The sequence below is a fragment of the Blastococcus sp. SYSU DS0973 genome, assembly GCF_054051055.1.
In genome coordinates this window covers 44,613-57,381 of sequence record NZ_JBJHAN010000002.1, presented here as the reverse complement: position 1 = coordinate 57,381, position 12,769 = coordinate 44,613, and the positions used below count along the sequence as shown (strand labels likewise).

General features: G+C 73.7%; 13 protein-coding genes. All 13 read right to left on the bottom strand.

The genetic code is table 11. The features are described 5' to 3' along the window. Nucleotides 1-65: 65 nt before the first annotated feature. Nucleotides 66-1,001, bottom strand: a complete 936-nt coding sequence (locus ACI791_RS04075; protein WP_456584871.1) for a type IV toxin-antitoxin system AbiEi family antitoxin domain-containing protein — start codon at nucleotides 999-1,001, stop codon at nucleotides 66-68. Nucleotides 1,002-1,163: 162 nt separating this feature from the next. Continuing rightward, entirely contained in the window at nucleotides 1,164-1,409 is a 246-nt protein-coding gene (locus ACI791_RS04070; RefSeq protein ID WP_456584870.1) for a hypothetical protein, read from the bottom strand. After that, nucleotides 1,406-3,931, bottom strand: coding sequence for a hypothetical protein (locus ACI791_RS04065; protein WP_456584869.1), 2,526 nt, complete (start codon nucleotides 3,929-3,931; stop codon nucleotides 1,406-1,408). The genes ACI791_RS04070 and ACI791_RS04065 overlap by 4 nt, the downstream gene beginning before the upstream one ends. Then, the gene (gene flhA / locus ACI791_RS04060; protein ID WP_456584868.1) at nucleotides 3,912-5,957 is read right to left on the bottom strand and encodes a flagellar biosynthesis protein FlhA; all 2,046 of its coding nucleotides are present in this window, start codon (nucleotides 5,955-5,957) and stop codon (nucleotides 3,912-3,914) included. Before flhA ends, ACI791_RS04065 begins: the two co-directional genes overlap by 20 nt. 86 nt (nucleotides 5,958-6,043) lie before the next feature. Next, the gene (locus tag ACI791_RS04055) at nucleotides 6,044-7,192 is read right to left on the bottom strand and encodes an EscU/YscU/HrcU family type III secretion system export apparatus switch protein (protein WP_456584867.1); all 1,149 of its coding nucleotides are present in this window, start codon (nucleotides 7,190-7,192) and stop codon (nucleotides 6,044-6,046) included. Further along, a complete protein-coding gene (gene fliR / locus ACI791_RS04050) occupies nucleotides 7,192-7,956 on the bottom strand; it encodes a flagellar biosynthetic protein FliR (RefSeq protein ID WP_456584866.1) in 765 nt (254 codons plus the stop codon). The genes ACI791_RS04055 and fliR overlap by 1 nt, the downstream gene beginning before the upstream one ends. A gap of 4 nt (nucleotides 7,957-7,960) precedes the next feature. Further along, nucleotides 7,961-8,236 (bottom strand): flagellar biosynthesis protein FliQ, encoded by a 276-nt coding sequence (fliQ, locus tag ACI791_RS04045; protein WP_347059457.1) that lies wholly within the window; start codon nucleotides 8,234-8,236, stop codon nucleotides 7,961-7,963. 2 nt (nucleotides 8,237-8,238) lie between these two features. Then, the gene (gene fliP / locus ACI791_RS04040; protein ID WP_456584865.1) at nucleotides 8,239-9,087 is read right to left on the bottom strand and encodes a flagellar type III secretion system pore protein FliP; all 849 of its coding nucleotides are present in this window, start codon (nucleotides 9,085-9,087) and stop codon (nucleotides 8,239-8,241) included. Then, the gene (locus ACI791_RS04035; protein ID WP_347060676.1) at nucleotides 9,084-9,521 is read right to left on the bottom strand and encodes a FliO/MopB family protein; all 438 of its coding nucleotides are present in this window, start codon (nucleotides 9,519-9,521) and stop codon (nucleotides 9,084-9,086) included. Before ACI791_RS04035 ends, fliP begins: the two co-directional genes overlap by 4 nt. A 5-nt stretch (nucleotides 9,522-9,526) precedes the next feature. Next, nucleotides 9,527-10,267, bottom strand: coding sequence for a flagellar motor switch protein FliN (gene fliN, locus ACI791_RS04030; protein WP_456584864.1), 741 nt, complete (start codon nucleotides 10,265-10,267; stop codon nucleotides 9,527-9,529). Next, entirely contained in the window at nucleotides 10,264-11,226 is a 963-nt protein-coding gene (locus ACI791_RS04025; protein ID WP_456584863.1) for a flagellar motor switch protein FliM, read from the bottom strand. Before ACI791_RS04025 ends, fliN begins: the two co-directional genes overlap by 4 nt. A 151-nt stretch (nucleotides 11,227-11,377) precedes the next feature. Beyond that, nucleotides 11,378-11,860, bottom strand: a complete 483-nt coding sequence (locus ACI791_RS04020; RefSeq protein WP_456584862.1) for a flagellar basal body-associated FliL family protein — start codon at nucleotides 11,858-11,860, stop codon at nucleotides 11,378-11,380. Next, the gene (locus tag ACI791_RS04015) at nucleotides 11,857-12,756 is read right to left on the bottom strand and encodes a flagellar motor protein MotB (protein WP_456584861.1); all 900 of its coding nucleotides are present in this window, start codon (nucleotides 12,754-12,756) and stop codon (nucleotides 11,857-11,859) included. Before ACI791_RS04015 ends, ACI791_RS04020 begins: the two co-directional genes overlap by 4 nt. Nucleotides 12,757-12,769: the final 13 nt, after the last annotated feature.

Below are 12,769 nucleotides of genomic sequence, written 5' to 3'. Positions count from 1 at the left end.
GGGTGTTCCTCGTGCTGTGCGGGTCCTGCAGGGCTCCCGCAGTGCGAGGACCGCCCCCAGAGGAGTCATCGACGGCGGTCGGCAGCCCGCTCGTGCGCTCGGCGCACCCGGGCGGCGAGCCGGTGCGGTGCGGCGAGGTCCGCCCACACCCAGCGCACCACGTCCCAGTCCTCGTCGCGGACGGCGTCCTCGCGGAGCTTCTCGGCGAACACCGCGTCGCCGGGTGCCTCCCCCGGCCGCAGGAGCCGGCCGTACTTCACCCGGCCGTCGAACTCACCCACCAGGCGGGCGTCCTCCCAGGCGAAGTCCGTACGCGCGACCAGCTCGCCGCCCCCGGACCGGACCTCGAACTGCAGCGCCGACGGTGCGAGCTTCCACCTGTGGAGGATCACCCGGCTGCGGCTCTCGCCGACGCTCTCGCTCCGTCCGTCTGCCGCGGCCACCGCCCGGGCTGCGCTCCGGGCGCCCGGCGCCCCGACCACGTCGAACAGCCGGGCGCGCAGCGCGTCGTGCGTCAGCAGCCCCCGGTGCAGGGCGCCGTCGATGCTCACGACCGCCGTCTCGTGCGGCTGGGACCGTGCCAGGTCCAGCACCGTGCGGACGGGGTCGGTGACCGGTACCCCGCCGACGTCGACCACCTCGTCGTCGCGGAGACGGGCGACGTGACAGCAGAGCACGCCGCTGCGGTCGCTCCAGGCGCCGGTGGGGCGCGTCACGTGGACGCGGTCGAGGGGCACGTTCCACAGCGGCAGCCCGAGGAGGACCGCGGCCGACTGGTGGCTCACCACCGCCGGCCGGCGCAGGGCCGCCAGGGTCGCGCGCACCAGCAGCCCGTGGCGTGCGATCGACGCGGGCGCGAGGACACCGTCGACGTAGGCACCCCGGCGCAGCCGGGTCAGGCTGCCCGAGCACACCGCCCGGGCCAGCTCGTCGTCGGACCAGCCGGCGGCGACGGCCTCGCGGCGCAGGAGCAGGGAAGGGGTGTCGGGTGGTTCGGTCATCCGCCGACCGTCCGGCGCGGGGAGCGTCCTCACCAGTGCCCGGGCGTTCCGGTGGACGGACGTGCCGGCTGTGGACGACGGGCTCTGGGGGTGCACCTCGCACTCGTGGAGTCCTGCGGGACCCGGCAAGCGGGAGAAGCACCCCCGGAGCGACCGGTCGAGTCAGACGTCGGCCGGCTCGTCGGCCGGTGCCCGCCGCGGCGCGGAGCGGCGCCGCGGCTTGGGAGCGGGCGTGACCGGGGCGACGACCGTCCGCACCAGCGCGACCGCCGCCCAGCCGGCGGCCAGGCACCACGGCAGCCGGTTCACCACCTCCTCGGTCGTGAAGTCACCGCGCAGGCCGAGCGCCAGGACCGGGACCGCCAGCACGAACCCGACGAGGAGCACGTCCCAGCGCAGCGGGTTCATGCCTGCGGGCTGTCCAGGCGCTCGCAGAGCAGCGACGCCCAGCGGTGCGGCGTGGCGCGCACGCCGTCCAGGAGGGCCACGGGCACGGTCAGGCGCTGCAGCACGGCTGCGGGGTCGGCGCTGAGGTCGGTGTCCTGCACGACCAGCGCGTCCACCCGGGCCAGCCCGTCGAGCCACAGCTCCAGGTCCTCGGGCTTGCGGGTGGCCTCCACGACGGCCCACACCGCCACCGGCGACCAGATGTCCAGCATCTGCCCCATCCAGTGGACGTCGCTGCGCAGCGGGGCGTCGACGGCCACGATGGTCACCGTGCCGGCATCGGCCGCCTCCTGACGGCGGTCGATCGCTGCGTCGGTGGTGGTCATGCGGCTGCCCTTGGCGGCGAGGCCGGCGAGGTCGCCGCGCGTCGCCCACTGCACCCGGTAGGGGTCCAGGCGGAGCGAGGCGGCGAGCGCCCGGGCGGCGCGCAGGGTCTCCACCCCGGGGCCGACCACGAACAGCACGTCGCCGGCGCCGCTGGGCAGCTCGGGCACCTCGGGCAGCCGGACGGCCAGCGCGTGGGTGAGCGCGGCGTAGGTGCCGTCGGCCTCGACCCGGTCGGCGAAGTCCTCACCGAGCAGCTCAGGCGGAAGGCCCAGCCCGGCGAGCCGGATGACGACCTCGTCGGGCGCAGCCGGGGCGGGCGCGGCCCGCGGTGCGGCTGCCGCCGGGGCCTCGACGGGCGCGAGCGCCTCGTCGGCGTCGTCGAGGTCCGGCATCACCGGCAGGTCGTCGTTCGCCATGAGCGGTGCCACGGGCAGCCGGGTGACGGTCGCCAGCGCACGGGGGGCCGGGGCGGTGACCTCCGGCGCAGGAGCCACCTCGGGGGCACTCGGCGTCCCCGGACGCGCGGACGGGACGGCGGGACGGGAGGACGACGGCGGCACGGGGGGCAGGCCCCGGCCCCGGGCACCCGGCAGCGGCGGGAGGAGGGAGACCCGCGGCAGGACGGTGGTCGCGTCGAGGGACATCGACAGGGGAGCGGGGTCGCTGGCGGTGCGGGCCAGCATCGGGGCGACCTCCGCGGACTCGACGATCCCGGCTGCGGCGACCTCCGCGGCCACCGCCTCCGCGGCCACCTCGTCGGGCTCCTCGGCAGCGACTGCGGACTCCTCCGCCACCGGCTCGTCGTCGACCGCCAGGGCGACGGGTCCCTCCGCGGTGACCGGCGGCAGCCGGTCCTCGACGTCGACGGTCGGCTCTCCCCACAGCAGCGTGGTCGCGGCAGACGCACCCCAGCCGAGGTCGGACACCGTCCCCCTGGGAGCCGGGGCACCGAACAGGGGGGACGACGACGCGGACGCCGGGAGCTCGGTGGCCACCACGGCCTCGGCGACCGGTGCCGCGACGGACTCCGGGAACAGCGGGGCAGCCGGTTCGACCGCGACAGGCTCGACGGTCTCCACGGGGGACACCGGCTCGGAGAGGGAGGGCGCGATGACGGCCGGCTCGGCGATGGCCTCCTGCGGCGAATCGCCCGCGAGGATCTTGCGCAGGATGCCGGCGATGGCCTCGTCGGAGTGCCCCTGCGCCAGAGCTGCGCGCAGCGCCTCGGCGATCTCCTCCTGCCGCGTGGACGGTGACGGATCGATGGGCTGCTCCGACGCCATCCAGGCGGGCACCGCGGTCGCGGACGTGGAGGCCGGCGCGGTGGCCTCGTCCCTCACCGTGGGGTCCTCCTGGTGCACGGCCTCGCACCGCGTCGACGGGTCTGCTGATCGGATGGCCGCGGCCAGGCTCGGGCGGGGTGCCGGAGTGCCGGTCGCCTCGTTCGCAACGATCGCGGGAGCCGGCTCCGAGGCGGGCTGCTCCAGCGCCTCGGCGACGGCCTGGCGCACCTCGCGGTCGCCGGACACCATGCGGGCCAGCGCGGCGGTGAACGGTGAGGGAGCCAGGGCGTCGTCCTGGGACGCGGTCGCCGGCTCCTCCGCCGGCGCCGGGGTGGTCCGCACGCGCGGAGCGGCGGTGGCCGGCTCACGGGCGGCGGTCGGGAACGTGGCGCGAGCGGCCGCGGAGGCGCCGCCCAGCAGGCCGGTCAGCTCGTCGAGCCGGTCGTCGAGCCGGGCATGGCGCTGCACGTCGTCGCCGACCGGACGCACCGACAGCTCCGGCGCCGGGGCGCGGTGGGCCGTGCCGGGAGGCGTCTCCGGCGAGCCGGCGCGCGCGGCCTCCGCAGCCCACGCGGCGGCCCCGTTGCGGGCGGGCGCCGTCGTGCGGGCGCGCGCCGGGGCGGCCGACGCCAGCGGGGAGTCGTACGCCTCGACGCCGGCGATGGGCACGGGGCCGGCCGACGGTGGGACGCCGGGCCGGACGAGCTGGTCGGGCGCCACCTCGGCGACGTAGCGCTCGGTGGCGAAGAAGCCGAGCACGCCACCGGACCGGATCCGCCGCACGCCCACGACCCGGGCGTGCGGCCCGAACTGCTCACGCGCAGCTGCGATCGCGTCGTCGCGCGTAGCGGCCTCAACGGATCGCAACGGCACCGCTCACCACTCCCAGCGACTCGATCTGGGCCGTCCGGGACACCTCCGCGTAGGAGATGACCGGCAGCCGGGGCAGGATCTGGCGCATCAGCCGCGCGAGGGCCGCGCGGACCTGGGGCGAGCAGACGAGGACCGGGGACAGACCCTGCCGCTCGGCGTCCTCGAGCATGCCGCTGCAGCCGTGGACCAGGGCGTCCACCGCGCCGGCGTCGAGGGCCAGGACGGCGCCCATCTCGGTCTGCCGGACCGACTCGAGCAGCCGCTGCTCGAAGCCCGGCTCCAGCGTGAGGACGTGCAGCCGCTCGTCGGGCGTGACGTAGGGCTGGCTGATCGCCGACCCGAGCGCCGACCGCGCCGCCTCGACGAGGCCGTCGGATTCGGTCGAGTGCTTGGCACGCACAGAGAGTGCCTCGAAGATGCGCACCAGGTCCCGGATCGACACACCCTCGGCGAGCAACGCGTGCAACACGCGTTGCACCTCTCCCAGGGTGAGCAGCGTGGGGGTCAGCTCCTCGACGACGACAGGGTGCGAGCGGCGCACCATCTCCACGAGCAGGCGGACGTCCTCCCGGCCGAGGAGCTCGGCGGCGTGCTGGCGGACGACCTCTGCCAGGTGCGTGGTGATGACCGAGGAGCGGTCGACGACGGTCGCCCCGGCCATCTCGGCGGCGCGCTGGAGCTCGGCGGGGACCCACTTGGCGGCCAGGCCGAAGACGGGCTCGCGGGTGGGCTTGCCGGGCAGACCGTCCAGGGCGTCACCGATGGCGAGGACGGTGCCCGCGGGGGAGCTGCCCTTGGCCACGGGGACGCCGTTGAGCCAGATGACGTACTGCGACGAGGGCAGGTCCAGGTTGTCGCGGGTGCGCACCAGCGGGATGACCAGACCGGTCTCCATGGCGACCTTCCGGCGCAGCGCCTTGACCCGGTCGAGCAGGTCGCCGCCGCGGGCGGTGTCGACCAGGTCGACGAGGTCGAACGCGACCTCGAGCTCCAACGGGTCGACGCGCATCTTCTCCGCGATCGCCTCGGGGGAGTCGGGTGCCGGCTCCAGCTCGGCCGCCGCGGCTGCGGCCTCGGCCTCCTCGTCGACCTCCGGCTCGTCGGTCATCCGGGTGGAGAGGAACAGGAAGAACCCGCCGACGAGCAGGAAGGGCAGCTTGGGCAGGCCGGGGATCAGGCAGAGCGCCAGGGCGGCGCCGCCGGCGATGCGCACCGGCTGCTTGAACCGGCCGAGCTGGGCGATCAGGTCGCTGCCCATGTCACCCTCGGTCGCCGACCGGGTCACGATGATGCCGGTCGCGGTGGACATCAGCAGCGCCGGGATCATCGACACCAGGCCGTCGCCGACGGTCAGCAGCGAGTACGTGCTCACGGCCTCGGCCGGGGCCAGGCCGCGCTGCATCATCCCGATGGCGAACCCGCCGATGAGGTTCACCAGCGTCACGACGATGCCGGCGATGGCGTCGCCCTTGACGAACTTCGATGCGCCGTCCATCGAGCCGTAGAAGTCGGCCTCGGCGGTGACCTCGTGCCGGCGCTTGCGGGCCTGGGCCTCGTTGATCAGGCCGGCGTTGAGGTCGGCGTCGATGGCCATCTGCTTGCCGGGCATGGCGTCGAGGGTGAAGCGGGCGCCGACCTCGGCGACGCGGCCGGCGCCGTTGGTGATGACCACGAACTGCACGATGGTCAGGATCAGGAAGATTACGAGCCCGACGATGAGCGAGCCGCCGATGACGATGTGCCCGAAGGCCTCGATCACCTTGCCGGCGTAGCCGTCGGTGAGCACGAGGCGGGTCGAGGAGACGTTCAGCGACAGCCGGAACAGCGTCGCCACCAGCAGCAGCGACGGGAAGACGGCGAAGTCGAGCGGCTTCCGGATCTGCATGGCGACCAGCAGGACCAGCAGCGAGACGGCGAGGTTGACGCCGATCAGCAGGTCCATCATCTCGGCCGGCAGCGGCACCACCAGCATGAGGACGATGGCGACGACGCCGATCGGGACGGCGGCCTTGCCCAGGCCCTTCACTCGCCCGCTCCGGGGGCGGCGAACAGACGCTGGCTCACCCCTCCCTCATCGGCAGCCCGCTGCGGAACCGGTACCGGGGTCCTCTTTCAAGCGGCGGCGGTGGGGCGGCGCCGGCCGGCCTTCGGCAGGTCGGTCGTGTCGGGTGCCTCGAAGCCGGGGCGGTGCAACCCGCCGCGGACCCCGCGCGCACCGAGATGCATGACGAAGGCCAGCACGCGGGCGACCGCGGTGAACAGCTGCGGGGGCACCTCCTGGCCGAGGTCGCAGGAGGCGTGCAGCGCCCGGGCCAGGGGGATGTCCTGGACCATCGGGACGCGGGCCTCGGCCGCCTTCTCGCGCAGCTTCGCCGCGATCGCCCCGGCGCCCTTGGCGACCACGCGCGGCGCACCCTTGGCGGCGTCGTACTTCAGGGCGACGGCGACGTGCGTCGGGTTGACCAGCAGGACGTCGGCATCGGCGACCTCGCTCATCATCCGGTTGCGCGACATCGCCATCTGCACCCCGCGGCGGTGCGCCTTCATGTGCGGGTCGCCCTCGGCCTGCTTGTGCTCCTGCTGGATCTCGTACTTGCTCATCCTGAGCTGCTTCCTCGTCTTCGTCCGCACGACGACGTAGTCGGCGACGGCGATGACCAGGCCGGTGACCGCGACGACGCGGAACATCAGCACGGCCGAGTCGGTGAAGGTGGCCGCGACGGCCGAGAGCGGCAGCGCGCCGGCGGAGGACACCAGCGCCTGCGCCCGGTCGCTGGTGATGACCACGACCGTGCCCAGCGCGGCGGTCTTGATCAGCGCCTTCGCCGCCTCCCAGAGGCCCTGGGTGCCGAACATGCGCTTGAGGCCCGGGAACGGGTTGAACTTCTTCAGCTTGGGCTGCATGGGTTTGGTCGTCACGTGCACGCCGCCCTGGGCCGCCGACGAGGCCACCCCCACGAGCATCAGCGCGATGGCCGTGGGGAGCAGCGTCGTCAGGAAGGCGACGAGGGCCTTCCCCAGCAGGGCGGTGACGGCGGCGGGCTGGGGGTCGTCGACCACCGTGCCCACGTGCACGAACAGCTGCTGGGCGGCGTCGAAGGCGTTGCCCACGAGCATCGGCAGCAGGAAGCTGGCGGCCGCCACGCCCAGCCAGGTGCCCAGCTCCTGGGTGCGCGGGATCTGCCCGTCCTTGCGCGCCTTCTTCAGGCGCTGGGGAGTGGGCTTCTCGGTCTTCTCACCACCCGGTCCGTCCTTGGCCATCAGCCGCCGCGCAGGGAGATCATGGCGCGGGTGCCGTGCTCGAGCAGGGCGTCCAGGGCCGGGGGGAGCAGGGGGAAGGTGAGCCCCAGCATCGCCAGGGTCAGCATGATCTTCACCGGGAAGCCGAGGGCGAAGACGTTGAGCGCCGGCGCGGCCCGGCTGAGCAGGGCCAGCGCGACGTCGGCGAGCAGCAGGACCGCGACCATGGGCCCGGCGATCTGCAGGGCGGCCAGGAACATCATGGAGAAGGCCGTGATGAGGACCGCCGCGATCTGGTCGGTGGGCACCTCACCGCCCACCGGCAGCCCCTCGTAGGAGGTGGCGAACCCCTTGACCATGAGCAGGTGCCCGCCGCTGGTGAACAGCAGGGTGCTGGCCAGCAGGTAGTGCAGCTTGCCCAGGGAGCTGTTCTGCGTCATGGCCATCGGGTCGTAGCCCGGCTGCAGCGAGAAGCCGCCGGTGACGTCGAGGATGTCGCCGGCCATCTGGACGGCGGTGAACAGCACCTGGACGACGAAGCCCAGCGCCGCGCCGATGACCACCTCGGTGAGGGCGGTGACCACGAGGAAGCCGGCCGTCGGCGTCGGCAGGGTCGGGGCGATCTCGGCCGACAGCAGCACCGACAGCGCGAGAGCCAGGGCGCCCTTCACCGCCCCGGGGATGACCCGGGAGTTGAACGGCGGGGCGAGCAGCACGAAGCCGGCGGCGCGCGCCGTGCCGAGGAGCAGGGCCGCGAGGGTGACCGCCGGGACCGAGAGGTCCACGGCGCTACGTCCGGTCGAGCAGCGCCGGCAGCTGGTCGAACAGGGCGTGGGTGAAGCTGACCAGCTCGGCGAGCACCCAGTTCCCGGTCACCAGCAGGGCGATGGAGACGGCGATCATCTTCGGGACGAAGGAGAGCGTGGCCTCCTGGATCTGCGTCGCCGCCTGGAACAGCGAGATCAGGAAGCCGACCAGCAGCGCGGTCAGCAGGATGGGGGCGGCGACCTTCGCGGCGACCATCATGGTCTGCGCGGCGATCTCCGTGACATCGGCGTCACTCACGGCTACCCCGCCCCCCCGTAGGAACCCACCAGCGCGGTGGTGATCAGCGCCCAGCCGTCGACGACGACGAAGAGCAGCAGCTTGAAGGGCAGCGACACGATGGTCGGCGGGACCATCATCATGCCGAGCGCCATGAGCGCGGCGCTGACGAGCATGTCGAGGACCAGGAACGGGATGAAGATGACCAGCCCGATGATGAACGCGCTCTTCAGCTCCGAGAGCACGAACGCCGGGATCAGCGTCGTCATGCTGACCTGCGTCGCATCGGCCGGGGCCTCCTCGCCCGACAGCCCGATCATCAGCTTCAGCTCGTCCTCGCGGGTGTTGTCCAGCAGGAACTCGCGCAGGGGCACGACGCCCGCGTCGTAGGCCTGCGACACCGACATGGCGCCGTCCATGTACGGCTGGACGGCGAGTGCGTTGATGTCGGAGAACACCGGGCCCATCACGAACAGCGTGAGGAACAGGGCGATGCCGGTGAGCACCTGGTTCGGCGGCGAGGTCGCCATGCCGAGCGCGTTCCGGGTGAGGCCCAGGACCACGATGATCTTGGTGAACGACGTGGCCAGCAGCAGCACCGAGGGCGCGACCGACAGCACGGTGATCGCCAGGATCAGGGTGATGGAGCTGCTTGGCGAGCCGTCACCGATGGAGATGTCCACGGTCCCGTCGACCACCGGGGCGACGGGCGCGGTGGGGTCGGTGGGCGCCGTCGGTGCGGCCGACGCCGGGCCGGCGAGCAGGACCGCCGCCACGGCGACGACCAGCAGCGCCAGCAGCACGACGGCGGCACGATGCCCGGTCGCGCGGCCGGTGGCCGGTCGCGGCAGCGGGCGCACGAGGGCCGTCATGACCGGCGGACCGTCCGCTCCCGCAGCTCGGCGACCAGCGTGCCCCAGCCCTGGCGGTCCAGCACCGACCCGGCCAGCACGCCCTCGGCGGAGGAGCGGGCGGCGGGCACCGGGGTCGCCGGTGCGTCGTCGGCGTCGGCCGGCCCGTCGGCGGCGCGCAGCCGGGCGGGTGCGCGCCGCTCGCCGAGCGCAGCCTCCACGGCGTCGCCGTCGACCTCGGCGAGCAGCGTGACCTGCTCCTCGGTGGCGCCGATGACCAGGACGACGTCGGCGATGCGCACCACGTTCACCGAGCTGGTGCGGCCCATGCGCTGCCGGGCGACGACCTCGATGAGGCCGTTGCCCTGGCCGAGCCCCTTCTTCTTGGCCAGCCGGGCGGCGAACCACAGCACGCCGCCGATCAGGGCCAGCGACAGGAACAGCCGGATGATCATCCAGGTCACGAGGCCTGGGCTCCCAGCTCTGCGGCGTCGGTGACGATCTCGCTGATCCGCAGCCCGAAGTCCTCGTCGACGACGACCACCTCGCCGCGGGCGATCAGCGTGCCGTTGACCAGCAGGTCGGCGGGGGCGCTGGCGGCGCGGTCGAGCTCCACGACCTCGCCGGGGTGCAGCGAGAGCAGCTCCTGCACGGTCATCCGGGTCCGCCCGATCTCGACGGTGACCTCCATGGCCACGTGCCGGAGCAGCTCGAGGCTGCCGCGCTGGTCCCGGACGGCCGGAAGGGTGACCTGGAGGGCCAGGGTCGCCTGGTGCTCGCCGTCGGCCAGGAGCGGGACGGCGACGAACATGCCCTTGTCGCGCAGCCCGTCGAGCGCGGCCACCGGCTCCTCGGTCCGCTCGGAGGCCACCCGCACCCGGCCGAGGGTCGCCGCGGCCGCCTCCAGGGCGGGGCGCAGCGCGGAGGCGACGTCCATCTGCCCGACGGGGGAGTGCTGCAGGGCGTCGACGACGTCACCGGAGATCACCAGGACGACGTCGCCGGACACCTCGCCGGACAGGCCCGCGGTCACCGCGACCGCCGCGGCCGGGGGGAGGGGCACGGTGTCCGGGTCGCTGACCGGGGCGCCGGCGGTGAGCACGGAGGTCGAGGGGACCAGGGCTGCGGCCGCGCGGGCGGCCGCGGCGACGACCGACGTGACGGTCTGGGAGTCCTGCGAGTCGGTACGGGGCGCGGTCATGCGGAGTCCTTCGCGGCGTGCGGAGCGTGCGGGGTGGGGACGATCGAGGCGGCGAGTCGGCGCCGGTGGTTGCTGGCGATCGCGTAGGCGAACGTCACGTCGTTGGTCGTGACCTCCAGCGGGCTGTCCCGCGGATGGCGGAGCAGCAGCACGTCGTCGACGGCGAGGGAGAGCAGGTCGGAGGAGGAGACGGTGAGCGGAGCGAAGCGCACGCTCACGTCGACCGGCACGAGGTTCAGCCGTGCGGCCAGCGCTTCACGGGCGCGCTGCCGCTTGCGCAGAGCCGACTCCGACAGCTGCGGGGACGCCGCGTTGTTCAGCGCCTGGGCGAAGGAGGAGAACGGCAGCACGAGCGTCGCCTCGCCCTCCCGGCTGCCGACGGCCATGGCGAAGGTGGCGACCATGACGGTGTCCGAGCCGGCGGCCGCCTGGGCGAGCTGGGGGTTGTACTCGCGCCCGAGGAGCACCGGCTGGATGCCGGTGATCGACGACAGCGAGGTGGCGAACTCGTCGAGCAGCCGCTCGAGCAGATGGTTGGTGATGGTGGTCTCCATCGCCGTCATCGGCCGGTTGGGCTGGGCGGCGTTGCCGGAGCCACCGAGCATGTGGTCCAGCATCGCCATCGCGATGTCGAGGGGGAAGGCCAGCAGCCCCTTGCCGGCCAGCGGCTCCATGCTGAACGTCGTGATGAAGCTGGGGTCGGGCAGCGTCCCGATGTAGTCGTCGTAGGAGAACTGCTCGATGCCGCCCAGCTCCAGGCGGGCGCCGGTGCGGAGCAACGTCGTGAGGATCGTCGTCGCCTGGCGGGCGAAGGCCTCCTGGGCGATCTGCATGACCCGCACGTGCTCGCGGGAGAGCTTCGTCGGGCGGCGGAAGTCGTAGGTGCGCGGCTCCCCGCGGCGGCTGCGGCCGCCCGGGCCGGCGGCAGCCGGGGCCGGTCCGGTCTCGGGGGTGGTCACGCAACCCCTCATCGGCGGGGACCACGGGCACCCTGACCGGTCGGCCGGGGGACGCCGTGCCGCCCGGGAGGTGCGGTACGGGTGGGGCGTGTGATGCCGCATTCCGGTGCCCTCCGTGACCGAAAGGCACCGCTGAGTGGTCGGACGGGCGCTACTGCGTCACGTACTCCGTGTAGTAGATCCCCATGACGGCCTTGACGTCGTGGTCGGTGTAGGCCTCGATGATCTTCGCCTGCAGCGACTCCTTGAGCGCCTCGCGGGCACCGGTCACGTCCCGCGGGTCTGCCTGCGAGAACGTCGAGATGATCAGGTCCATGGCCTTGGAGCCGTCCGGCCCGCCACCGCCGTGACCGCCACCCGCGGCGCCGTCCTCGGTCAGCTCCAGGGCCACGCCGATCTTCAGGTAGCCGCCACCGGCGAGGTTGACCGCCACCGGGTCCAGCGCGAGGAACGTGCCGCTGGACACCGGCTCTTCCTCCGCCTCGGCCTTGCCCGAGCCGGCGAACAGGAAGAAGTAGGCGGCGCCCGCCCCGGCGAGCAGGGCGACGGCCAGCACGAGGAGGAGCTTCTTCTTCCCGCTCGTGGCCTCGGTCTCCTCGCCCTCGGCGGGGGCGTTCTTGTCCTGCTTGCTCATTCGCGATCTCCCTGGTTGGCGGCGTCGATGCCCGGCAGGAGGGCGTTGGCCTCCGCCGAGGCGGTGGACAGGACGACGACGTCGACCCGCCGGTTGACGGTGACGGCGTTCGGGTCCGCCTCGGGCACCAGCGGCCGGGTCGAGGAGTAGCCGGTGGCCGACAGCCGCGGCTGCGGGACGCCCTCGCCGGCCAGGTACCGCAGCACGGTGGTGGCGCGGTAGGTCGACAGCTCCCAGTTCGAGGGCCACCGGCCGCCCGGGGTGACCGGGAGGTGGTTGGTGTGCCCCTCGATGCCGAGCTGGTTGGGCAGCGCGGCGACGGCGGGTGCGACGGCGGCGAGGATGGCGCGGCCCTCGGGCCGCAGCACCGCCTCCTCCGCGTCGAAGAGCACCTGGTCGGCCACGATGTGCACGACCAGACCGCGCTCGTCGATCTCGTACCGCGCGGCGCCGGCGTGGCCCGCCTGGGCGAGCGCCGCCTCGATCGCGTCGCGGGCCGCGGCGAGCTCGTCGTACGCGGCCGCCGCCTCGGCGGCGATGCGCTCGGCGCGCTCGGCGGCGGCCCGGGCCGCGGCCTGGTCGACCTGCGCCTGCTGCACCGTCGGGTCCGGAGGGATGGCGGAGGCGATGTCGATGACGCCCGGCAGCCCGTCGAGCACGGAGTCCTGGGGCGACGCCGCCGGCGTCACCGTGATCGGACCGCCCAGGCTCTGGTTCAACCCCTTGGCGAGGGCGGCGAACTTGGCCGTGTCCACCTGGCTCATGGCGTAGAGCACCACGAAGAGCACCAGCAGCAGGGTCATCATGTCCGCGTAGGACACCAGCCACCGCTCGTGGTTCTCGTGCTCCTCCTCCTCGTGCTTCTTGCCGCGGCGCCGGACGTGCCCGGCGCTCACGACCCGGTCCGGG

Coding starts and splice junctions, on each gene's coding strand:
- ACI791_RS04055 (WP_456584867.1), bottom strand. CDS start 7,192: ATGGCCAAGGACGGACCGGGTGGTGAGAAGACCGAGAAGCCCACTCCC.
- ACI791_RS04075 (WP_456584871.1), bottom strand. CDS start 1,001: ATGACCGAACCACCCGACACCCCTTCCCTGCTCCTGCGCCGCGAGGCC.
- ACI791_RS04020 (WP_456584862.1), bottom strand. CDS start 11,860: ATGAGCAAGCAGGACAAGAACGCCCCCGCCGAGGGCGAGGAGACCGAG.
- fliP (WP_456584865.1), bottom strand. CDS start 9,087: ATGACGGCCCTCGTGCGCCCGCTGCCGCGACCGGCCACCGGCCGCGCG.
- ACI791_RS04035 (WP_347060676.1), bottom strand. CDS start 9,521: ATGATCATCCGGCTGTTCCTGTCGCTGGCCCTGATCGGCGGCGTGCTG.
- ACI791_RS04070 (WP_456584870.1), bottom strand. CDS start 1,409: ATGAACCCGCTGCGCTGGGACGTGCTCCTCGTCGGGTTCGTGCTGGCG.
- fliN (WP_456584864.1), bottom strand. CDS start 10,267: ATGACCGCGCCCCGTACCGACTCGCAGGACTCCCAGACCGTCACGTCG.